Origin of the sequence: Chryseobacterium endalhagicum (assembly GCF_016745235.1) — a bacterium.
GTDB classification, from domain to species: Bacteria; Bacteroidota; Bacteroidia; order Flavobacteriales; family Weeksellaceae; genus Chryseobacterium; species Chryseobacterium endalhagicum.
In genome coordinates this window covers 1,179,878-1,201,376 of record NZ_JAELVM010000002.1, presented here as the reverse complement: position 1 = coordinate 1,201,376, position 21,499 = coordinate 1,179,878, and the positions used below count along the sequence as shown (strand labels likewise).

The window sequence follows — 21,499 nt, the reverse complement described above, 5'->3', positions numbered from 1 at the left end:
CAAATGTTAAATGTTTTTTAAAATTTGTTTTACCAATTCTTCTACGGAAATCTCCGGATTCTGTTTCATCATTCTGTCTGCAATCTTCTCGCTCATTCGTTTCGGGATTCCTAAAACTTCTAATGCAGATAACGATTCTTCCTTGACTTTATTATCCACAAAAGCAGAAATATTTTCCTCTCCAACGCTGAATTTTTGGACTTTATCCTTCAAATCCACGATGATTCTCTCTGCAGTTTTGGCACCTATTCCCTTTGCTTTTTGAATGAGTGCGCTGTTCTTGGAAAGGATAGCCGAAGCGATCTCTTCAAGGCTTAAAGTGGATAGCAGTATAAGTGCTGAAACTGCTCCAACTCCGTTAACGCTTATTAACAGATTGAACATTTCTTTTTCTGAACGAGTGTTAAATCCAAAGAGAAGATGAGCATCTTCGCGAATGATCTGCTGAGTAAATAAGAATGCCGGCTTATTCAGGGCCAGGGCCTGGGAGGTCATCAAACTGATACCTACATAGTAACCAACTCCTTGTACATTGATTACTGCGTAGGCAGGCGTAAGTTCTTGAACGCTACCTTGTAAGGAAAATATCATTATTAATTTTTAAAACTCCCAAATATAAAAATTAAACCTTCAACATCAGCATTGAAGGTTAAAATAAATTACTTTTAATCGTTATGGATATTTAATTGCCTCTGACAATTCTATCGGATTGTTATTTTTTTTGAGCGAATTCTGCTGATTTTTTGTCATTTCTTTAAAATCCGGCACTATGTCATTTCCTTTCTCATCCTTGAATTTCGCCTTCACATTTCCGGACTTCATTTCCCTGAACGGATCATTATAATAGTCTATAAAAACCTTTTTGAGATTGGCTACAGAAATGTCCAGAGGTTTTGGACTGATATTCTCCAGTTCCATTTTATAAAAGCTTTTTTTAAGGGCTGTAAAGGAAAATTCATAGGAACCTGCAGCATCTTTCATATAGACAATGAGACCCGGCAGGCCTTTAAAAATGTACGGACCTTCCTGAACGGGGATCTCCTGAGTGAACCACGCCTCCCATTTTCTGCCTTTATAATCTACAGTGGCTTTCTGGCAGGTGTAGCCGTATTTTTTAGCCGTTTCTTTTTCTATTTTCCAGTTCAGTTGTACAGGCTCGGTGATTCTGTAAACGTCCCGAAGCAGAAAATAGTATTTTGAGCTTGTGTTCTGTTTATTTTTGATGACATAAAAGCCGGGGTCTCCTACAGCAAATCCTTTAAATCCCGAAGCTCTGAGAGAATCTACCTCATATTGTTTTTCGGTAAAAAACTTTGATTCTCCATTCTGAACCAGCAGCACCATTTTCTTGGCAGCAGTTTCTGTACTCAGGGAATCTTCTTTATAAATCATGTCATAATTTATTCTCATATCCTGAGAATATATATTCTGAATGACGAAGAAAAACACAAATGTTATTACTTTTTTACAGTGCCTCATTTTATTCTTTATTTTCAATAATTCCTTCTATGTGGTAATATAAGTCTTCTTTTTCAAATTCATGGGGAAAGATGTGCCCGTTTATAAAAACAGAAGGGGTCGCCATAATATTGTTTTGGGCAAACCATTCATTGGAGGACGTGAATTTCTTACTGTTTTCCTCCATATTATATGCTGCAGTGATGGTCCACGGCGCAAGATTTTTATTTTCAAACCAAAAATTCAGAGCTTTTAAAAACTCTTGAGTTCCCTGAACCAGAAAAATATTGTGCAGTATATACAGAAAACGGTTTTTATCTTCCCCGGGCTGTTTTTTGAAAAAGATATTTATCTTTATTTCTTCTTCATAAGCAAAGATAATTTTGTTCACCGTTTCGCAGATCTCCTGACACATTTCACAGTAAAGACTGGTAAAAATGGTCAGTTCCAGATCACTTTCTTCGTTTCCCAGGATCATTACCGGCTCCGGCAGTTCTATTTTCTCCTGTGTGTTTAAGGTATTAATAAAGACCTCGTAGTTCCGGACCGTTCTGTTTTTTCTTATAAGCTGGGTTTTCAGTTCTTCCTTTTGCTTTAAATAATTCCTGATCTGCCACCATAAGATTAAAACAGCAAGATAGAAAATACCATATAAAACGAAAGGGATAAAAGGTTCCAAATTCATATCACATCAGTAAAATATAGGTTTGTAAAAGCAGAATAATGATGATTCCAATGCATAAAGGGCATACTTTTTTAATTTTGAACAGCTGATAAAAAAGGGAATATCCTATGACAGGAAGAATAATGATGAGCAATGTTTTCTGGATGGTAAAAAAAACAGCCTCGCTCCCGCTATTACAAAGAAACAGAAGACTTATGACATTTACTAAAAAGTAAACGAGGCTAAAGTTTCCAAAGTGTGAAACAAAGCCTGTTGTTTTATCACCCGAAAGCGAGCAGTCGGTATACGTGCCGGAGCAGACTTTATCTACCACCGGGCTTTCTATTCCAAATACTTTTCTTAATGAAACCACCGCAAGAAAAAAGCCGCACAATGATAAAAAGAGAAAGATAAATGAATGCAGGCTGATTTGAAAATAGATATAGATCAGTACAATCAAAACAAAAATCCCGGCCAGCAAAAGTTTATACCTTCCGTCTGCCTTTTTTTTAAGTGCCGACTGGTCTTCATCAATCAAAACAACGATATTATTCCAGCTTGAAAGAAAGTCTTTTTCATTCACTTTATATTTTCCATTGATCAGAAAGTCCTGATTCGTTTTTTCAACAAAAGCAAGTTCCTGTTCGTTATCTGCAACAGTTATGAAGGTCATGAAATCATCCGGCAGTTCATCTATCTCGGAGTTATCTATTTCTACTGCGAAGTTGGAGACATAGTTCACGTTCAGAGCGCTCACTATGGAAAGCAGGCTCGGAAATGCGGGATGGGAATTGATCTGGAATGAAAATTCTTTTCTGTCCAGGTGAATATTTTTCTTCTGAAGATATTTCAGAATGTTGCTGATGCTTTCAACCATATCAATTTCTTTTACAGGATATTAAAAGCCATCCGCATTTTTCTCCCACAGTTGCCTGTTCAGTCCAAAGAAAAGATTTCGAATTTCAAGGTGGAATTTTTTATTTGGGGGATCTTTTTCATCAGGATTGCTCATATTAATAAACCTTATCACCCCATTATCCGTTTTTTTGTAAATATCCACAACATGGAATTTTCCGGAATCATAGGCATACAAAACTCCATTTCCCATATCTGCATCCGGATTTCTGCCGTAAGCCTGCTTCACCTCTTCCAATGATGCGCCTTCGTAGTAGAAACCAAGGAGATTGTTGTAAATGCTCATTTTGGTATACATAAACATGAACTGTTCCGTGAAAGGCTTGCTGAAGTTTGTTTTAAGAACCTGGTTAACGTCTTTTGTGGCAAAGAAAATATATTTCTTATTAATCATATTCACCTGATAATCGGCGAAAGTCGTAAACTGCATACTTTCTTTACCGAATTTCAGATCATAAACCGGGTTCCGATCTTCATTATCAACCGCCGGCGTATGTTTCAGATAGTAATAATTCTTACAGCTCTGTATCATAAAGCTCAGAAGGATCAATCCTAACCATGAAATCAGTTTTTTATTCATTTTTTATCTAGTTTAATTCTGCCTGATAGGGATTATAATTACAGTCCACAGCATACCCTTTGTCAGTTTTATAAGGGATATACGCTGCTGAACAGCATAATCTGAATTCACAGATATTGCATGGCGCAATCTCCTCTTTTTTAATATTCCAGATCCCGGAAAGGTCCCGGACCGTTTTGTTTTTTATTTCTTCAAGTGAATCCGTAATATTTCCGTAGCTCAGCTGATCATTTATATTCAATTTAATGTTCCCAAGTTCATCCACGAATACTGTTTTGTATAATGACAGGTTATAATTTCTTGCAATATTGTATGCAGAGGAATTAATATCTACTGTTTTAATACTGAATTTAGGCAGAAACATGGCAGCATCACTAATCTTTATAGAGATCGTAGTCACTTCATTATTACTCTCTATTTTTTCTTTAGGAGCATTGAATAAATATAAGGTCTTTAAGCGGTTGTTGCCGTATAGTTTTTTATTAATTTTCTGATGGGGAATTGAAAACGAGACATTCGTAACTCTTGAATGTACCAGGATATCCAGAATATGATGTATTTTTTCCATGCAGTTCTGATCATTGATATGAAAATGCAGTCTTTTCACTCCCAGCGCACTGATGTTTCTGATGATTGTATCCAGATGTTCACTGATGAAACCGGACAGCATAATGGTCATAAACTGAATCGTTGAAGTATCTTCATTGATGCTTTTTTCCTCAAGCTCCGGGAAAAAAACAGTGTTTGAATAAAAAACAAATTCGTTCTTTTCCAAAAAACCAAGATATTGTTTAGCGATCTTATCAGATTCAAATTCTTTCAGGACATCGCTTAATTTTCTATTTTTTATATAATCCAGAAAATCGATCATTGTATTGGGCACCAGTTCAATTTCCTCTCTCTGAAGATCATAGATGGCACCTCTTTCATGGCCTTTAACAGGGACACAGCATGAAAATACGTGGATATATTTTTCCTTATTATTCTGTAGATATGTTGATTCCATCTTTATATATTCTTAAACAATAGATTTCTGACTGATGAATAGCGGTATCAACCATTCTGAACGGACGGTCTCTTTTTATTTTTTTGATATCCATAGGTTCTGTGTGAGAAAAAATGACCGGAAGCAGCTCTTTCTTTTTCTCATATCCAATTTCTTTTAATAATGTTTTTTTCATGTATTCATTTTTTTTAAAGTGCATGCCACCTCATAATGAAGGTTATAATTACATGGCAGCGCTGTCATTCTGAACTGCCCCGAAGGGTTTACTTCCAAAAAATAATACTCCCCGTCCGTCCCTTTTATGATATCCAGTGATCCTGTATCCAGACCCAGATCTTTCATCAGGCGGCATATCTTTTCATCTATATCTTTCGGTAAAGCATAAGGAATCATCCTGTTCGGTTTGCTGTAGTTGTAATGCCTGTAATCCACTCCCGTCTGCCTGTCCCTTTGGGAAAAAATGGCCATGGGATAGTTTTTTCCATTTAAATGAAAAATCCGGAGCTCATATTCTTTGTTTATTTTTTCCTGAAATAAGCTTGGAAAGAAATGGTCATAGCGGGCCATGGTCTTAGAATTCACTTCTTTGGTCAGAAAAAAGAAGGTCTTTTCTCCTACGTCAATTACGGTTCCGTCTTTTATGGATTTGGTGATGTAGGATTCATCCTGGTTTAATGAATCTGTATGATTGGTGATATTGGTTTTTGGGATGCTTAAACCTATTTTCTGAGAAGCGATAAGCATACTTATTTTATTTAATTTTTTGACGCTTATATAATTATTAAGCCATTTTTTGTCCTTCAGAAAATCAAAAAAGAGATCTAATGTAGCTGTATATTCCAGTTTCAGATATTCCAGCATTTCCACATTCGTTTCGCCTCTGAACTTTTTTTTGAATTTATCAAAGAAGCCGAATTTTCTGTACCACACGCATTTTATATCTGATAAGTCTATCCTTCCAAAAAAAATATTTTCTACAAAGAGTTTAGGTTCCGGTGACAGTTCGTAGTGCATTTTTGTATTTCCATTGAATAAATCCAGATCATTTATTCTTATAAATTTTTCCCCAAGCATGGTAAGATGCTCCATGACGATATTGGAATCATCATCATTCGGGGTTGATAAAATCAGAATCATATTTTTTTTGCAGATTAATAGATAAAGGAAGACTCTTTAGAGTATAAAGAGTCTTTAATTTTTTTTCCTTAAAAATCAGGTGACTAGTCACATCCGTCATTAGTACCACCTCCACCTTTGATCAGTGTAAGCGTTTCCAATACGTGCGGATCACTGTCTGTACCAGTTCCACCACATGGACCTGTAAGACCAACTCCTGACTCTAATCCTTTTTGCCCGGCAAGAATGCTTTTCATGTTACCCAATTTTTTTCCTCTTAGGTTTTCTAATTTTTTCATAAGTTAAAATTTAGTTTAATTTTGGTCACTATTGACAGGTACAATATACAAACAAACAAATCACATGATAAAGAAATAATATGCATTTTTTATGCAAATTCCTTGTAAATAATTCTTAAAATCTGCACATTTGTATAAAACATTAAGAATGGAGACACACGAAAGATTAAAAAAACTGAGAAAGCAACTGGGTTTCTCACAAGTGCAGATGGGGAAAATATTAGGTACAGATGCTTCAAACTATTCCCGCAAGGAAAGAGGGGAAGTAAAAATTTATCACGATGAATGGGAAAAACTGGCCAGGGCACTTGGTGTTTCGCCTGGAGATATAAGAGGTCATGGTGTGAAACCATCTTCCCATCCGGGAATCATTCCTTCGGATCATATGGGCTACGCTAATATTCCCACTTTTATTCTGGAAACCCAAAAAAAATACATCGAAAAACTGGAGCAGGAAAACAGGGATCTCATAGAAGAGAACAATAAACTGAAAAATTCTGAAGCAAGCTGATCTCAGTCTTAGCACGAAGTAAGATCACCAAAACCAATTTATCATTAAAAAACTACACCTCCGGGGGAAAGCTCAGAGACAAAACATAGAAAAGGCCGTTTTTACAGTTGTAAAAACGGCCTTTTCTATTATATATAACAGATAACTGTTTATTTCTTCTCTCTTCTCTGAGCGTCAAGGACCGCTACAGTAGCCAGGTTTACAATTTCATCTACGCTTGAACGCATCTGTAAAACGTGTACCGGCTGCTTCAGTCCCATCAGGATTGGCCCTATTACCTGGGCTACTTTCATTCCTCTGATGATCTTATAAGAAAGGTTGGCACTTTCAAGATTCGGGAAAATGAAGGTATTGGCAGGTGTGGTTCCCAGTTTTGAGAATGGATAATCACTTAAATGGTCTGCATTCATCGCAAAATCCGGCTGGATTTCACCATCCACTACCATTTTAGGATATTTCTCATGAAGGATGCTTACTGCTTTGGCTACTTTTTTGGAAGTATCGGAAATGGCTGCAAAGTTTTCGAAACCAAGCATGGCAATTCTAGGTTCTATAGCAAAAGATTTCACGGTGATCTCTGCCATTTTAGCAATATTCACAAGGTCTTCTGCCGTAGGATTCTGGTTGATGGAAGTATCCGCAAAGAAAATAGGCTTCTTTTCTGAAAGGATCATCATCATAGCCGCTACTTTATCTACGCCTTTATCTTTTTCAATCACTTCCAAAACAGGACGAAGCACTGACGTATAGTTTTTAGAAAAACCAACGATCAACCCGTCCGTATCTCCATGTCTTAACATCAATGGACCGAAATAATCTCTCTGGCGCACATATCTTTTCGCTTTGTACTCGTTCATCCCTTTTCTCTGACGAAGTTTCCAAAGGGTTTCTCTGTATCTTTTTCTGTTTTCTTTCTGATCGTCATCACTTGGATCAATAATCGGAACATCCAGATTGATTCCGAAACGCTCCATCTGCTCTTTGATGTATTTTTTATCCCCTAAAAGACTCGGGAAAGCAATTCCTTCTTCGTAAAGAATCTGTGCTGCTTTCAATACATTATATTCTTCAGCATTTCCTAATGTGATTCTCTTCGGATTAGACTTGGCACGGCTCTGCATCATTCTTACCAGCTTCTCGTCTCTTCCCATTCTGTCCAGCAGCTGATTTTCGTACTCATCGAAATCTGCGATAGCTTTTCCGGCAATACCGCTTTCAATAGCTGCTTTTGCTACGGCACTGGATACTTTGGTGATCAGTCTGTTATCAAATGGTTTCGGAATGAAATATTCTCTTCCAAACTGTAAATTCTGAACATTATATGCCAGGATTACCGCTTCCGGCACCGGTTCTTTGGCAAGATCTGCGATAGCGTGTACGGCAGCCAGCTTCATTTCTTCATTAATACCAGTGGCCTGAACATCCAGAGCACCACGGAAAATGTAAGGGAATCCCAGTACATTGTTCACCTGGTTAGGATAGTCACTTCTTCCGGTTGCCATGATCACGTCTTTGCGGGTTTCAAGGGCAAGGTCGTAAGCAATCTCAGGGTCCGGATTGGCCAATGCAAAAACGATAGGATTTTCATTCATGCCGGAAAGCATTTCAGGCGTCATTACATTTCCTTTGGATAAACCAATGAAAACATCTGAACCTTTTACGGCATCTTCCAGCGTCTCGATATCGGTATTGGCAATAAAGTCTATTTTTTCAGGGGTAAGATTCTCTCTTTTATGATTGATTACTCCTTTACTGTCGCACATCAGGACATTTTCTCTCTTCAGTCCTAAAGAAATATACAAGTTGGTACAGGCAATCGCAGCAGCTCCTGCTCCGTTCACAACCATTTTTACTTCTCCGATGTTCTTATCTGCAATCTGCAAAGCATTGATCAGGGCAGCAGCAGAAATAATGGCTGTACCGTGCTGATCATCATGCATCAAAGGAATATCAAGCTCTTCTTTAAGCTTCTGTTCAATATAAAATGCTTCAGGTGCTTTAATATCTTCAAGGTTGATTCCTCCGAATGTAGGCGCAATCCCTTTTACAATCTGGATAAATTTGTCCGGATCCTTTTCATTGATTTCAATATCAAAAACATTGATATCTGCAAAGATCTTGAATAAAAGACCTTTTCCTTCCATTACCGGTTTTGAAGCTTCTGCTCCGATATCACCAAGACCTAAAACAGCCGTTCCGTTAGAAATTACCGCTACCAGGTTTCCTTTTCCTGTATAGTCGTAAACGGTTTCCGGCTTATCGTGGATCTCCATACAAGGAACTGCCACACCTGGTGAGTATGCCAATGATAAATCTCTTTGAGAAGAGTGAGGCTTCGAAGGAATAACTTCGATCTTTCCTTTAGGTTCGGCTTTATGATAATCTAACGCGGCCTGATTAAAGTTCTTTTCGTCGCGGTGGGTTTTACTTGACATAGAATTTTGTTTTTTATTAAAGTATATACTTAATATGGTAGTCTACTAAACTTTCGATAGGTTTCTGAACAACGTGTCCTACATTTAAATGAAACTCTTCCGCAACAGCACGAAGGGTCTCTTCATAATAATAGGCGATAGAGCCGATGAAATTGATCTCGGCTTCTTTTGATTCTTTATAAGGAATAACCTGATACTCGAAGAAGTTTTTCATTTCTTCATATACCATATTTTTAAAGTAAGGATGATCCTTTCTTTCGATAACAAATTTGTTGAAATCTGCCAGCCAGGCATTAGGTCTCGGACTGTGATACATATTTTTCAAGGCATCTTCTATTTTCAGTCCGTAATTACGGTCAAATTCTGCATGAAGATCTTCCGGCAGTTTTTTCATGAAATATCTTCGCACCAGCTGTTTTCCAATGGCACTTCCGCTTCCTTCGTCGCCCATGAGAAACCCCAGTGAAGGAAGTTCTATTTTAATGTCTTTACCGTCGAAATAGCATGAATTGGATCCTGTTCCCAAAATACAGACTACAGCAGGTTTTCCACTGTAGGCAGCATAAGCTGCGGCCATGAGATCTTCTCTCACCACCATATCAGCTTTTGTGAATATTTTTCTCAATTCTTCTTCTATGGTTTCACAGTTTTTTTTCACACCGCATCCTGAACCATAAAAAAAGATCTTCGTAATAGAATTTTTAACCAATATAAGGCTGCTGTTTTTTTCTATTTCAGGAACAATAAGTTCTCTGTTGATAAAATTGGGATTAAAGCCGATGGTTTCTGTCTTTAAAAACACTTTTTTGAAATCATCAAGGATCACCCAATCTGACTTGGTAGAACCACTATCCACAATAGCAACCATATATTACATTTTAGTTTAAGGATGCTAAATTATGAATTTATCTTCAAATAGCGTTTAAAAACAGAACGGAAGCTTCTACTGTTTTATATCAGTTTTTTGACTGTTGAACTTTAAAAGCCAGTCTTCGATTTCGTCTTCCAGATAGGAACTCTGAAGCATGATGGCGTTAATAAAATCATCGGGCACAGGTTCGTTGGTGGAATTTTCAAGATTCCACAGTTCGTCTGCCATATTTTCATACTCTGAATACACTCTTTTGAAGCGGGAATTTTCTCTCTCAAGAGCCTCAATATTTTTTTGCTGAAGCTGGAATTTTCTGTATTTGTTTTGACTTTTCATACAAATATTGTTATAAGTTGGGTCGTAAAAATTAAGGTAGTATGCGTTATACCGCACATTACAAGATAGAAAAAACCATCAACACAAGAAGTTGAAAATGAATTTATTATCAGGTTTTGGTTACATCATTCTGAATACTAAATTTAGAAATTATTTTGATTCAAAAAAAAAATTTAACAACTTTTTTCATTGTTTAACATATGCTTATCACAATATTTCAGCAGTGATTTTTTCAAACCACCGCCAGCCCTTTATGGTACCGGGATTTTTATTTTGACGGTCTGTTTTTATATTCATTATAAATTAATTTTCAGGACATTTTGATGTCATAAAAGATTTCGGAAAGACGCCGGGTTTTATATTCTTTTGTGTCTCATTCCGGCATCCACAGCCATTAAACAAAGCAATATCAAATTGTAAATCAATGAGATGCCCAATTATTTCATTTTAAAATAATCTTTTATTCTTACATTATTAACATATAATTATAAATTTGCACTTTCATATATATTGAATGAGAGAATTACTAATACGCCAGAAACAGGTTTTGTTCTTCATTATAGCCGGCGGGCTCAGTGCCATTGTAGAAATTGGAAGCTTCAAGGCATTCAGTACCTATCTCCCGCATTTTTTCTCCGGAGAAACCAATTTTCACGGTATTCATTATCCTTTAAGTAATATTTTCTCTACATGCTGTGGGATCATTACGAATTACTTCCTGAGCATCTGGTTTGTTTTTGAAAGAGGAAAACACTCCAAAAGAAAAGAATTTGTTTATTTCATGGGGGTTTCTTTTGTTTCTACCTTATTAAGCTTAGCATTCTTCCAGATTTTCTATAGCTTTATATTTAAGGACAATATCAATTTAATTTTTTATACCTTAAGCCCGGAAATGATCAGTAAGATCGCGGCGATCCTTCTGGTTTCCATTCTTAATTATTCAGTAAAAAAGAAAGTAATTTTTAACGGTTAAGCAGTGACAAAAATTTTAAATTACCTCTGGAGATTCTGGCTGCTGCTACTGGCATTTGTCTTAACGGTTACCTTAGGAATTCCGGTCTATATTTTATCATTCAGCAAAAAGCATTACAAATACGCTTACAAATTCATCCGTATCTGGTGTTTCGGAATGTTTTACGGTATGGGCCTGAGATATGATCTTACCCACCTTTCCGACGATAAAAAAGATAAAAGCAAGCCGTATGTTTTCATTTCGAATCATACCTCCATCATGGATATTATGCTTACCTGCATCCTGATGCCGCACCATCCCATTTGTTTTGTAGGTAAAAAGGAATTGGTAAAAATCCCGATTTTCGGTACCATATATAAAAGGATATGTGTGATGGTAGACCGGGGCAGTGCGAGAAGCCGTGCAGACGTCTACAGAAGATGCGCTGAAAAAATGGAAGAGGGCAACAGCATTGCCATATTTCCCGAAGGCGGCGTACCGGATGATACTTCCATTATCCTGGACGAATTTAAGGACGGGGCATTCACTTTATCTTCAAAACACCACTCCCCGATTGCCGTGTATACTTTTATAGGCCTTAAGGAAATTTTCCCTTTCGACAGCTCAAAAGGCTATCCAGGACGCGTAAAGGTATATTTCAACGGAATCATTCAGCCTTCCGATTCTCCAAGAGACCTAAAAACAGAGGCTTATAATGAAATAAAAAAAACATTGCTGGAACACTCTATTTAAAAGAAATAGTTATATTTGTTTGCGAAATTTTTAACAAACATGTCAAATTATTCTAAACAAACCAATTGGGGACAGTTTATTCCTCTGGTTACTGTGTTCTTTTTCTGGGGATTCGTTGCGGCAAGTAACGATATTCTGATCCCGGTTTTCCAAAAAGCCTTTAAATTATCCCAAACTGAAAGTATGCTCGTACAGATCTGTTTCTACGTGGCTTACACAGTAGGTTCCCTGATTTATATGGCGGTTTCAAAAGGTTTGAAACAGGATTTGATTAACAAAATAGGTTACAAAAACGGCTTAATTTTAGGCCTCCTTATTTCTGCGGCTGGAACTTTACTGTTTTATCCGGCAGCTAATATGGCATCGTTTCCTTTAATGATCTCCGGACTCTTTATTGTAGGTCTCGGGTTCTCTTTACAGCAGATTGTTGCCAATCCACTGGCCATAGAAGTAGGTCCTACTGAAACAGGATCTCAAAGACTGACCATGGCGGGAGGGATTAACAACCTGGGAACGACCATCGGGCCGCTTCTTGTATCATTTGCTATTTTCGGGTCTGCTTCGGCAGCCAATACGGAAGCAAGCATTGAGAGTGTAAAGATTCCTTATCTTATGCTTGGTGCGGCATTCGTATTAGTAGCCATCATGCTTAAATTCTCCTCTCTTCCGGCCATCACTCCTACCAATACAAAGGATACGGATGATGCAGTTCCGGGAGATCACAAAACATCAGCTTTTCAGTACCCTCAATTGGTGATGGGTATGATCGCGATTTTTGTCTATGTAGGCGTAGAAGTTTCTACAGCGAGTAACCTTCCTGCTTATATGGAAAAAAGCTTAGGTTTTGAAACAAAAGATGTGGCTCCTTATATTTCATTGTACTGGGCTTCATTGATGATTGGCCGTTGGACAGGTGCTGTAGAAGCCTTTGACCTGAATGCGGGATTCAAAAAGATCTTAAGATTCCTGGCTCCTTACCTGGCATTTGGTGTATTCTTACTGGTTAATGCTATTGCCAAGCACGACCTTTCTCCGTTCTATGTTTACGGCGCTGTTATTATTGTAATGATCATCTGTGATATCATGAGTAAAGGAAACCCGGCAAGAATGCTTTTAATCTTCTCTGTAGCGGGTATCGCGGCTTTACTGATCGGAATGTTTACCTCAGGAATGGTATCTGTGTATGCCTTTACCAGTGTCGGGCTATTCTGTTCTACGCTTTGGCCTTGTATTTTTGCTCTTGCGATCAACGGTCTTGGTAAGCACACCAACCAGGGCTCCGGATTACTGATTATGATGATTATGGGTGGAGGTATTGTAAGTTTAATTCAGGGATATATTGCTGATTTAACGACTATTCATATGAGTTATGTAGTAGGTGTTATCTGTTTTGCTTATCTTGCGTTCTATGCAATCCGTGTAACAGGGATCTTAAAATCTCAGGGTATTGATCTGGACAAAATATCAAAAGGCAGTGGACATTAATACTGGAAAAACAATATATAAAAAAAGATTTTGGGCAGGTGTATTACTTGCCCAATTTCTTTTGTTCTATGGCTTCTCGAAGCTGGGTGTGATGATTTCTTTATTTGAGCTTTTCTTTGAATGGCAGAAAAAAATCCATCAGCTGCTTTTCAGCTGGATTCCCTTTTCCTTTGGAGATCTTATGTATATTGTATTGGGCGTTTTTCTTTTGTACTGTATTATTCTATGTTTTAGAAAGAAAAGCAGAAATAATGGCCTCTTAAAGCTTTTAATGACCATTAATATCTTTTACTTTATCTATCAGATCTTTTGGGGAATGCTGTATTTCCAGACTCCGGTTATTAAAAAATTGTTAAGCCAGAAAGATCCGGAAATTGGCAGAGCAAAGGAACTGGCCTTACGGTATCTCGAACGGTGCAAAACGACCAGAGCATCTGTACATGAAGATAAAAACGGAATATTTATAATCACCGATCTTACCTCGATCCAGAAGGAAATTCTTCAGCAGCAGGCTCTCTTGCCCAAATACATCTCCGGTAAAAAAGCTCCGCAGATCAATTCTTTTAAACCCAGCCTTTTTAAAAATGTAATGAATTTTACAGGAATACTGGGTTACTACAATCCTTTTACAGCGGAAGCACAGTATAACTCCAGGCTTCCCCACACTCTGATTCCTTTTACATCTGCTCATGAAAGCTCTCACCAGCTTGGTTTCGCCAGAGAACAGGAAGCTAATTTTGTAGGCTACCTGATTGGCATCCGTGCTAAAAATCCGGAACTGAAATACAGCACTGAATATTTTACATTAAAAAGCCTTTTAAGGTTTATTGTAGAAGAAGATCCGGAATTTGTGAAATCTGTGCTAAACGGCTATTCTCCTGCCATGAAAAGAGACCGGTTATATGAAAGAAGTTTTATCCTCAGACATCAGGGCTGGCTGGATGATTTCTTCGGGTTTACGAATAACCTGTTCTTAAAAAGCAACCAGCAGGAAGGTGCGGTTACTTATTCTTACTTTATTGATCTCCTTTTGAATTACGAAAAGTAATAAACAAAAAAAAAGAATCGTATCAGGCGATACGATTCTAAAAACACAAATGATGAAAAAAAATTTATTACCTTGACTTGTTCCCTCATTCAAGGCGATGTAAAAGTACAATATATTTTATAACTACAAAAACATTTTTACCCTTTTTTCAAACTTTAAGAAAAATTTATGATTTTTTAAGTTTTTTTGAGTTCACCATTGAGAATTATAAATTCACCGAAATAACCAATTCTCTCCAAATTCATCATTTAAATTTTATTTCACCTATTATACTCTTATAAAATTAAACATTTGTTTAAAGATAAAACATTCTTATTTTGCGTATTTTTTCTGAATCGAAAAATTAGAGTTATTTTCAAAATAGAGGTAAAAAAGTCAAAAAAAGGAATTCAAATTTTATCCGTCAAAAAAATCCTTTTCCAAAACACCTGAGATTTTCCTTATTTTCAGATTTTGCCAGTTTGAAAACTACTTTTTATCTCAAAATTCTTCGAAAAAAAAGACTGTCTATTTTAGAGCAGTCTATAAAAAATATATTATCGTATTTTAGTCTTTAATTCTTCTAACTTACTTTTTAATACATTATTCTCTTCTTTAAGTAAAATAATATATTCCCGTAAACTGTCAATCACAAAACCTGGCATATAATAATTTACATTTCCCTCTGTTTCAGAATCTTTCGATGTCTGTTTATCATGCAGGGAAGTAAAGTTATTATCATTCTCTTTTATCATTTCTACCGGAACTTCTAAAGCATTCGCAAGTTTTCTCCATTCATCGTCATGAATTCTGGTTTCACCACGCTCTTTACGGGAGTAATTGGAAGTATCTGTTGATAATATTTTTGCCATCATTACCTGAGACAAGCCTTTTTGCTTTCTCAGATTTCTTAATTTTTCCTGAATCATATCATTTATGTTTAAAGCAAGAATACGCAAAATATGCTCAAACATTGCAAAAAAAATTGCCAAAAAATCGCAAATTATTTCTTATATATGTGATGTATTTATTTTTAGTTTTGAAATGTCAATACTGACACAAAATGAAAATAAATTTATTATGAAAAATTTAAAAAAGCTTTCAAGAAAAGAATTGAAAAATCTGAAAGGTTTAGGATCAACGGTTGACGAGGAATATAGTGAAGGAGAAGGCACTTATAAATGTTGCTCTGATCTATATACTTGCGGTGCATGTAGTATTGGCAGCAATTGTCCATCAGGTTATTTTTTAAGAGCTTGTTAAAATCGACAAAAATCATTGGGGCTGTTGAATAATCATTTGACAGCCTTTTGTTTTAAATAAAAAAATATAATGAATACAACTAAAATCATAATTCTTATTTTTATATCAATTAATATTTTTGGTCAAAACAAACAATTTTTCTATGAATACAAATCTATTCCTGATTCTACCGTGAAAAATTTAGAGAAAGAAATAATGGTTTTGAATATTGGTCATGATAAATCAGAATTCTATAGTTTTGAAAAGCACAAATCAGATTCAACAATGAATGCAGATTTAAAAAAAGGAATCTTCTCCATGCCTTTTAACAAAAAAATGAATAAAGATAGAGTCGTTAGAGATATTAATACTCAAAAAATTGAATTTATTACATCTCTTGAACCTTATAGATATTCAGTTAGCCAGAATATAGATTTAAAATGGAATATACTTGCGGAGTTTAATCATATTTTAGGGTATGCTGTGCAAAAAGCAACTACAGAGTTTGGAGGCAGAAGGTGGATTGCATGGTTTGCAAAAGAGATTCCGATACAAAGTGGTCCGTATAAATTTTTTGGACTTCCAGGATTGATACTTAAAATAGAGGATGTTCACAAAAGCCACAGTTTTGAATTAAAAGGAATAAAAGCCACAAAAGGCGACTTCAATTATCCTTACGTGAATAATTTTAAAGATCTGAAAATTACTTATCCAAAATATGTAAAAATCTATAAAAATTTCAGAAAAAATCCGATGGCAGGTTCAGTTGGTGCTTTTCCAGACCAAACAGATGCTAACGGTGTTTTTCACTCCGGAAATGAAATTTTTCGCCAATTTGAAAATGTGGCGCTTGAAGACTTAAAAAAAGACAATAATATTATCGAACTTGACTTACTTAAAAATTAATTATTATCTTCCTAATAATTTATAAACACAAAATTATCATACGAATCTCGATCGTCTTATAGATTGCTTCAAGCCCGACAAACAAGAATTTTATTTCCAGTTCAATTCATCCAAATTATCCTTCAGCTTTGGCATTCAGCTATACTCTTAATTTTTTAGTCTTAAGAAAAGATGCTTATGAATTGGATAAAGAATATTAGGGTGGATTGCCGGAAAAAGTCATTACCATTGTGGAAGGTTCTTCTTAAGAAACTTTCTGACGCTATACAGTATCCGCATTAAGTTCTTTTTCATTCAATTTAATTATCAAATCAACTTATTTTTTTACTATACAAATCAAAAAACACAATAATATTTACACAAAATCAGGTATTTAACAATAGTATATCACTAACAAAAGAAAAAAAACTTGTTTTTTTAAAACATCTGCGTATTTTAGTTAAAAATATTACTATGATTTTCGATAAACTAATTAACTACTTAAAACTCGATAAACAGGAATTTTCTTTCCAGTTCAATTCTCACCCGAACTACCCTTCTGCCCTTGCTTTTAGTGATACTTTAAACTTTATGGGCGTAAAAAATGATGCTTATGAACTTGATAAGGAATATTGGGATGAACTGCCGGAAGAATTTATCGCAATCGTGGATAACTCCTTTTCTCTGGTAAAGAAATCGGGAGCCGGTTATTCAGTGTATTCGGAAAAAGCCAAAACACTTAATAAGGAAGAACTTCATAAAAAATCCACAGATTTTGTCCTTCTTTTTGAAAAAACAGAAAACGCAGAAAATAAGGCCGCTTTTAATTTCCAGCCGCTTCTGTATCTTGTGTTCGCCATTATTCTTGGATATTCTTTCTTCACACAAACCATCCCTGAAGCTCTTTTCAATGTTCTTTCTCTGGCTGGGGTGTATATTTCCATGGAGATTTTCAACCAGAAATTCGGGAATACATCTACGGTAATCGGGAGTATTTGTGGAGATACTTCAGCAAAACAGACGACCAATTCATGTGATAAGATCATCAAACAGGATAAAACAAGTATTTTAGGGTTGAAATTCTCTGATTTTTCCTTAATCTATTTTATCGGACTTGCTGTTTTAGGACTTTTCCTTCCTGCTACAGCGTATATTGTAAAAGGATTCACCTTCGTTTCTGTACTGGCTATTGCCTATTCATTATACATTCAGGCTTTCGTGGAAAAAGCGTTCTGCAGGGTTTGTCTTCTGATCATTTCCATTCTTGCAGGACAGCTGGTGCTGAGCATCCTATTCTTCCAGAACACGATACTTAGCGTAGGAATGCTTTTACTGACTGCTGTTTTATGGATTCTGATCTTTTGTGCTGTTTTGTATTTCAGCAACATCCTTACCCAGAAAGAAACACTTCAGAAATCAAATGCAAAAAATCTTAGGTTTAAAAGAAACTACGAACTTTTCAAAAGCCAGCTTTTAGAAAATGAAAAAATAGAATTTCAGAACACAGAAACTTTTTCATTGGGAAGCAAGGATTCCAAACTGCGTTTATCTATTGTATCCAATCCTTATTGCGGTTTTTGTAAAGACGGCCACAAAATCATGGAAGGACTTCTTGAAAAATATCCGGATGATATTTCCGTACAGATCCGTTTCAACTATTCTCCGGAAAGAGCTGATGAAAAATACACCAAACTACTGTCTGCATTTAATCATATATATCACAACAAGCCTCAAAAAGAGTTTTTGAAAGCCGTTGAACTGTGGTTTGAGACAAAAGATGAAAACAAAATCGTTTCATTATCAGGATCATCTGCAGCGGAAGATCTTACTCCATTTATTGAAATGACGAAGGATAACAGCATCGCCGGACTGAACTTTACCCCGATTTTCATTCTGAACGGATATCAGTTCCCGGACAAGTATGACCGTGAAGATATTTGGTTTTTTGTTGATGAATTAATGGAAGATGAGGACTTTCAGTAAGAAATCTTTGCAGCATTTAAAAATTCACTATCTTAGGAAAAAATAAAAACAGATTCCGAAATCTTTGAAAGACCAGGAAAACAAGAAAACTAAATACCGCTATGAACAATTTGAAGAAAGTATCAAGAGAAAATTTAAAACAAATTACAGGAGGTTATGGCGCACCTGTCAGTGATGGTATGGGCGGATGGTACTGCAACAACCGTCTGGAAGTAATCTGTCTGGAAGGATGTACTCCTATGTGCATGAGCGGAACACGTTGCAAGCCTTCTCTTTGTATTGACCCTATTTTCGGGTAAATGAAAATAGTTTGCAGAACATTCATACATTCTACAAACGTTATAAACAGACAGCAAACGGTGCTATTATTAGCCAATGACCAGTAAAGACCACAATGAATAAAGCAAAAATGTCGTCCTGTTGTGACGGCATTTTATAATGAGTATTAATTTTGAAGAAATTTCCCTTTTATAAACAGCCGGATGCTAAAGACTGCGGCCCTACCTGCCTTAGAATTGTAAGTAAATATTACGGCAGAAGTATCTCCCTGCAGCAGATTCGTACCCTTTCTGAAACTACACGTGAAGGAAGCAGCCTTTTAGGGCTTAGCGATGCATCAGAAAACTTAGGATTCCGTTCCCTTGGAGTCCAGATTGATTTTAATACCCTTGCAGAAGAAGTTCCATTCCCTTGTATTGTACATTGGAACAAGAACCACTTCGTTGTTGTATATAAAATTGATAAACAGAATAAAGTCTATATTTCAGATCCGAGCTACGGACTGATCACCTATAATCGCGAAGAATTTATCAAATTATGGATCGGTGAAAATGCCAACGAGAATACGGAAGAAGGGATTGCCCTGATTCTTGAAACTACGCCGGCATTTTTCCAGACAGAATTTGATGCTACGGAAAGTAAGGCCAGCTTCTCTTTCCTCTCCAAATACCTGCTGAAATACAAATCGCTTGTTATTCAGCTTGCTGTAGGACTTTTGGCAGGAAGTTTACTTTCGCTTATTTTCCCGTTCCTTACCCAGAGTATTGTAGACGTCGGGATACAGAACCAGGATCTCAACTTCATTTATGTAGTCCTTCTTGCCCAGATCATGCTGTTTCTGGGAAGAATGGGTATTGAAGTGATCCGGAGCTGGATTCTTCTCCACCTTTCTGCGAGGATCAATATTTCGATTATCTCTGACTTCTTTATCAAACTGATGAGGCTTCCGATAAGCTTTTTCGATACAAGAATGACGGGTGATATCATGCAGAGGATCAATGACCACCACAGAATTGAGCAGCTTTTGACAAGTTCCTCTTTAAACACCCTGTTTTCACTGGTCAACCTGATTATCTTCAGTATTGTTCTTTTGTTTTATGATTACAGGCTGTTTATCGTTTACCTTGTGGGAGCGGCCTTGTATATCGGATGGATCAGCTTTTTCCTTAATAAAAGAAAAGAGCTGGATTATAAAAGATTCTCTCAGGTTTCACAGGAACAGAGTAAAGTTATCGAGCTTATCAACGGGATGCAGGAGATTAAAATGCATAACGCAGAAAAGCAGAAACGCTGGGACTGGGAATTCCTGCAGGTGAAATTATTCAAGATCAGAATAAAATCTCTTTCCCTGGAACAGTGGCAGTCTGTAGGAGGAAATTTCATTAACCAGATGAAGGATATTCTGGTAAGTTTCCTTTCTGCCAAACTGGTACTGAGCGGAAACCTTACCCTGGGGATGATGCTTTCGGTACAGTACATCATCGGGCAGTTGAATAGTCCGCTGCTGCAGCTTATCGATTTCATTAAGCAGACTCAGGATGCCAAGATTTCCCTGGAAAGATTAGGAGAAATCCACGATAAAGAAGACGAAGAAGACGTTAATGAACAATATGCGGGTGAAATTCCGCAAAAAGATATTGAGGTGAGTAATATATCTTTCAGATACATCGGATCTGATGTTCCGGTATTTGAAGATCTCAGTCTCAGTATTCCTTATCAGAAGACTACAGCTATTGTAGGCGCCAGCGGAAGTGGAAAAACTACCCTTTTAAAACTTCTGATGAAATTCTACGAACCCAATTCCGGAGATATCAAACTTGGGAATACGCAGCTGAGAAGTATTTCTCCGAGATTCTGGAGAGATCATTGCGGAGTGGTGATGCAGGAAGGCTATGTATTCAATGATACCATCGCGAATAATATTGCGGTAGGAGAAGATCATGTGGACAAAAGCAAATTAAGACGCGCGGTAGAGATCGCCAATATCAAAGAATTCATAGAAAGTCTTCCGTTGAGCTATAATACCAAAATCGGAAACGAAGGTGTTGGGGTCAGCGGCGGCCAGAAGCAAAGGCTTTTCATCGCCAGAGCCGTTTACAAATCTCCTGAATTCATCTTTTTTGATGAAGCAACTTCAGCTTTGGATGCCAATAACGAAAAAGTGATCATGGAAAACCTTGAACAGTTCTTTAAAGGTAAAACCGCTATTGTTATTGCCCACAGATTATCAACGGTGAAGCATGCTGACAAAATTATAGTTCTGGACAAAGGTAAAGTAGTAGAGGAAGGCAACCACGCCGAACTGGTCTCTTTAAAAGGAGAATACTACAGACTGGTGAAGAATCAGCTGGAATTAGGAAGTTAATCTGAACAAATTAAACAAAATCATAAAGCGATATCCGAAAAGCTTACAGAGTAGGAATAACTAAAATTATATTACTATGAAAAATCTGAAAAAACTAACAAGAACCGACCTTAGATCATTGAACGGAGGAGGAAGAATCTGCGGAGATTATTTTCCGGAAAATCCACCTGAAATAGGAACTCCTTTTCAATGTGACTGTGGTTTAGCATGGTGTGAAAAAATGACCGCTTGTGTTCACCCTAGCTTTTTCTCACCTGCAAATTGCAGAGTATAAGGACGGGAAAGCATATCACGCTTAAGATGTACTTATCAGCAACTTTCTTCTTGAGGGTTGCTG

General features: G+C 36.6%; 24 protein-coding genes. 11 read left to right on the top strand and 13 right to left on the bottom strand.

Annotation, left to right across the window (positions count from 1 at the left end; genetic code table 11):
- Positions 1-6: 6 nt before the first annotated feature.
- From ruvA to JET18_RS15705, 9 genes are all read right to left on the bottom strand, one after another.
- A complete protein-coding gene (gene ruvA / locus JET18_RS15745) occupies positions 7-591 on the bottom strand; it encodes a Holliday junction branch migration protein RuvA (protein ID WP_202092540.1) in 585 nt (194 codons plus the stop codon).
- 81 nt (positions 592-672) lie between these two features.
- Positions 673-1,479 (bottom strand): GLPGLI family protein, encoded by an 807-nt coding sequence (locus JET18_RS15740; protein ID WP_202092538.1) that lies wholly within the window; start codon positions 1,477-1,479, stop codon positions 673-675.
- A gap of 1 nt (position 1,480) precedes the next feature.
- Positions 1,481-2,143, bottom strand: coding sequence for a thioredoxin domain-containing protein (locus tag JET18_RS15735; protein WP_202092536.1), 663 nt, complete (start codon positions 2,141-2,143; stop codon positions 1,481-1,483).
- A gap of 1 nt (position 2,144) precedes the next feature.
- Positions 2,145-2,999, bottom strand: a complete 855-nt coding sequence (locus JET18_RS15730; protein WP_202092534.1) for a vitamin K epoxide reductase family protein — start codon at positions 2,997-2,999, stop codon at positions 2,145-2,147.
- 21 nt (positions 3,000-3,020) lie between these two features.
- Complete coding sequence (locus JET18_RS15725) at positions 3,021-3,617, bottom strand: hypothetical protein (protein ID WP_202092532.1); 597 nt, start codon at positions 3,615-3,617, stop codon at positions 3,021-3,023.
- 7 nt (positions 3,618-3,624) lie between these two features.
- Positions 3,625-4,623, bottom strand: coding sequence for a hypothetical protein (locus JET18_RS15720; RefSeq protein ID WP_202092531.1), 999 nt, complete (start codon positions 4,621-4,623; stop codon positions 3,625-3,627).
- Positions 4,598-4,798, bottom strand: a complete 201-nt coding sequence (locus tag JET18_RS15715; protein WP_202092529.1) for a hypothetical protein — start codon at positions 4,796-4,798, stop codon at positions 4,598-4,600. Before JET18_RS15715 ends, JET18_RS15720 begins: the two co-directional genes overlap by 26 nt.
- Positions 4,795-5,760, bottom strand: coding sequence for a grasp-with-spasm system ATP-grasp peptide maturase (gene gwsG, locus JET18_RS15710; protein ID WP_202092528.1), 966 nt, complete (start codon positions 5,758-5,760; stop codon positions 4,795-4,797). Before gwsG ends, JET18_RS15715 begins: the two co-directional genes overlap by 4 nt.
- Positions 5,761-5,843: 83 nt before the next feature.
- Positions 5,844-6,038, bottom strand: a complete 195-nt coding sequence (locus JET18_RS15705; protein ID WP_202092527.1) for a hypothetical protein — start codon at positions 6,036-6,038, stop codon at positions 5,844-5,846.
- A gap of 148 nt (positions 6,039-6,186) precedes the next feature.
- Between JET18_RS15705 and JET18_RS15700 the strand changes: the two genes are divergently transcribed.
- A complete protein-coding gene (locus JET18_RS15700) occupies positions 6,187-6,549 on the top strand; it encodes a helix-turn-helix domain-containing protein (protein WP_202092526.1) in 363 nt (120 codons plus the stop codon).
- Between the two features lie 149 nt (positions 6,550-6,698).
- Here JET18_RS15700 and JET18_RS15695 read toward each other — a convergent pair whose 3' ends face one another.
- The 3 genes from JET18_RS15695 to JET18_RS15685 form a co-directional block, all read right to left on the bottom strand.
- Positions 6,699-8,984 (bottom strand): NADP-dependent malic enzyme, encoded by a 2,286-nt coding sequence (locus JET18_RS15695; protein ID WP_202092525.1) that lies wholly within the window; start codon positions 8,982-8,984, stop codon positions 6,699-6,701.
- A 16-nt stretch (positions 8,985-9,000) separates the two neighbouring features.
- Entirely contained in the window at positions 9,001-9,852 is an 852-nt protein-coding gene (locus tag JET18_RS15690) for a BadF/BadG/BcrA/BcrD ATPase family protein (protein ID WP_202092524.1), read from the bottom strand.
- Positions 9,853-9,927: 75 nt separating this feature from the next.
- Positions 9,928-10,191 (bottom strand): hypothetical protein, encoded by a 264-nt coding sequence (locus JET18_RS15685; protein WP_202092522.1) that lies wholly within the window; start codon positions 10,189-10,191, stop codon positions 9,928-9,930.
- 514 nt (positions 10,192-10,705) lie between these two features.
- Between JET18_RS15685 and JET18_RS15680 the strand changes: the two genes are divergently transcribed.
- The 4 genes from JET18_RS15680 to JET18_RS15665 all read left to right on the top strand — a co-directional run bounded on the left by JET18_RS15680 (position 10,706) and on the right by JET18_RS15665 (position 14,429).
- A complete protein-coding gene (locus JET18_RS15680) occupies positions 10,706-11,164 on the top strand; it encodes a GtrA family protein (protein ID WP_202092521.1) in 459 nt (152 codons plus the stop codon).
- Between the two features lie 3 nt (positions 11,165-11,167).
- Positions 11,168-11,896: a lysophospholipid acyltransferase family protein gene (locus JET18_RS15675; RefSeq protein WP_202092519.1), complete on the top strand. Its 729-nt coding sequence runs from the start codon at positions 11,168-11,170 to the stop codon at positions 11,894-11,896.
- A gap of 39 nt (positions 11,897-11,935) precedes the next feature.
- Positions 11,936-13,381 (top strand): MFS transporter, encoded by a 1,446-nt coding sequence (locus JET18_RS15670; protein WP_202092517.1) that lies wholly within the window; start codon positions 11,936-11,938, stop codon positions 13,379-13,381.
- Positions 13,382-13,472: 91 nt separating this feature from the next.
- Positions 13,473-14,429, top strand: a complete 957-nt coding sequence (locus tag JET18_RS15665; RefSeq protein ID WP_202092515.1) for a DUF3810 domain-containing protein — start codon at positions 13,473-13,475, stop codon at positions 14,427-14,429.
- Between the two features lie 536 nt (positions 14,430-14,965).
- Here the strand turns inward: JET18_RS15665 and JET18_RS15660 are convergent.
- On the bottom strand, positions 14,966-15,337 hold the full coding sequence (locus tag JET18_RS15660) for a helix-turn-helix domain-containing protein (protein ID WP_202092513.1): 372 nt from the start codon (positions 15,335-15,337) through the stop codon (positions 14,966-14,968).
- A gap of 7 nt (positions 15,338-15,344) precedes the next feature.
- Between JET18_RS15660 and JET18_RS15655 the strand changes: the two genes are divergently transcribed.
- From JET18_RS15655 to JET18_RS15630, 6 genes are all read left to right on the top strand, one after another.
- Entirely contained in the window at positions 15,345-15,671 is a 327-nt protein-coding gene (locus tag JET18_RS15655) for a bacteriocin-like protein (RefSeq protein WP_202092511.1), read from the top strand.
- A 69-nt stretch (positions 15,672-15,740) separates the two neighbouring features.
- A complete protein-coding gene (locus JET18_RS15650; protein ID WP_202092509.1) occupies positions 15,741-16,556 on the top strand; it encodes a GLPGLI family protein in 816 nt (271 codons plus the stop codon).
- 453 nt (positions 16,557-17,009) lie between these two features.
- Positions 17,010-18,518, top strand: a complete 1,509-nt coding sequence (locus JET18_RS15645) for a vitamin K epoxide reductase family protein (RefSeq protein ID WP_202092507.1) — start codon at positions 17,010-17,012, stop codon at positions 18,516-18,518.
- A 101-nt stretch (positions 18,519-18,619) separates the two neighbouring features.
- Positions 18,620-18,817, top strand: coding sequence for a bacteriocin-like protein (locus JET18_RS15640; RefSeq protein WP_202092505.1), 198 nt, complete (start codon positions 18,620-18,622; stop codon positions 18,815-18,817).
- A gap of 152 nt (positions 18,818-18,969) precedes the next feature.
- Positions 18,970-21,162 (top strand): peptidase domain-containing ABC transporter, encoded by a 2,193-nt coding sequence (locus tag JET18_RS15635; protein WP_202092503.1) that lies wholly within the window; start codon positions 18,970-18,972, stop codon positions 21,160-21,162.
- Positions 21,163-21,238: 76 nt separating this feature from the next.
- Positions 21,239-21,436 carry a bacteriocin-like protein gene (locus JET18_RS15630; RefSeq protein WP_202092501.1) on the top strand — a complete coding sequence of 66 codons (198 nt, stop codon included), beginning with the start codon at positions 21,239-21,241 and terminating at the stop codon, positions 21,434-21,436.
- The last annotated feature ends 63 nt before the right edge of the window (positions 21,437-21,499 follow it).

Excerpts from the sequence above, each read along its gene's own strand:
- JET18_RS15690 (WP_202092524.1), bottom strand. The coding sequence starts at position 9,852 with ATGGTTGCTATTGTGGATAGTGGTTCTACCAAGTCAGATTGGGTGATC.
- JET18_RS15665 (WP_202092515.1), top strand. The coding sequence starts at position 13,473 with ATGATTTCTTTATTTGAGCTTTTCTTTGAATGGCAGAAAAAAATCCAT.
- JET18_RS15695 (WP_202092525.1), bottom strand. The coding sequence starts at position 8,984 with ATGTCAAGTAAAACCCACCGCGACGAAAAGAACTTTAATCAGGCCGCG.
- JET18_RS15640 (WP_202092505.1), top strand. The coding sequence starts at position 18,620 with ATGAACAATTTGAAGAAAGTATCAAGAGAAAATTTAAAACAAATTACA.
- gwsG (WP_202092528.1), bottom strand. The coding sequence starts at position 5,760 with ATGATTCTGATTTTATCAACCCCGAATGATGATGATTCCAATATCGTC.
- JET18_RS15700 (WP_202092526.1), top strand. The coding sequence starts at position 6,187 with ATGGAGACACACGAAAGATTAAAAAAACTGAGAAAGCAACTGGGTTTC.
- JET18_RS15730 (WP_202092534.1), bottom strand. The coding sequence starts at position 2,999 with ATGGTTGAAAGCATCAGCAACATTCTGAAATATCTTCAGAAGAAAAAT.
- JET18_RS15645 (WP_202092507.1), top strand. The coding sequence starts at position 17,010 with ATGATTTTCGATAAACTAATTAACTACTTAAAACTCGATAAACAGGAA.
- JET18_RS15725 (WP_202092532.1), bottom strand. The coding sequence starts at position 3,617 with ATGAATAAAAAACTGATTTCATGGTTAGGATTGATCCTTCTGAGCTTT.
- JET18_RS15735 (WP_202092536.1), bottom strand. The coding sequence starts at position 2,143 with ATGAATTTGGAACCTTTTATCCCTTTCGTTTTATATGGTATTTTCTAT.
- JET18_RS15630 (WP_202092501.1), top strand. The coding sequence starts at position 21,239 with ATGAAAAATCTGAAAAAACTAACAAGAACCGACCTTAGATCATTGAAC.
- JET18_RS15705 (WP_202092527.1), bottom strand. The coding sequence starts at position 6,038 with ATGAAAAAATTAGAAAACCTAAGAGGAAAAAAATTGGGTAACATGAAA.
- JET18_RS15655 (WP_202092511.1), top strand. The coding sequence starts at position 15,345 with ATGTTTAAAGCAAGAATACGCAAAATATGCTCAAACATTGCAAAAAAA.
- JET18_RS15680 (WP_202092521.1), top strand. The coding sequence starts at position 10,706 with ATGAGAGAATTACTAATACGCCAGAAACAGGTTTTGTTCTTCATTATA.
- JET18_RS15660 (WP_202092513.1), bottom strand. The coding sequence starts at position 15,337 with ATGATTCAGGAAAAATTAAGAAATCTGAGAAAGCAAAAAGGCTTGTCT.
- JET18_RS15685 (WP_202092522.1), bottom strand. The coding sequence starts at position 10,191 with ATGAAAAGTCAAAACAAATACAGAAAATTCCAGCTTCAGCAAAAAAAT.
- JET18_RS15650 (WP_202092509.1), top strand. The coding sequence starts at position 15,741 with ATGAATACAACTAAAATCATAATTCTTATTTTTATATCAATTAATATT.
- JET18_RS15720 (WP_202092531.1), bottom strand. The coding sequence starts at position 4,623 with ATGGAATCAACATATCTACAGAATAATAAGGAAAAATATATCCACGTA.
- JET18_RS15715 (WP_202092529.1), bottom strand. The coding sequence starts at position 4,798 with ATGAAAAAAACATTATTAAAAGAAATTGGATATGAGAAAAAGAAAGAG.
- ruvA (WP_202092540.1), bottom strand. The coding sequence starts at position 591 with ATGATATTTTCCTTACAAGGTAGCGTTCAAGAACTTACGCCTGCCTAC.
- JET18_RS15670 (WP_202092517.1), top strand. The coding sequence starts at position 11,936 with ATGTCAAATTATTCTAAACAAACCAATTGGGGACAGTTTATTCCTCTG.
- JET18_RS15740 (WP_202092538.1), bottom strand. The coding sequence starts at position 1,479 with ATGAGGCACTGTAAAAAAGTAATAACATTTGTGTTTTTCTTCGTCATT.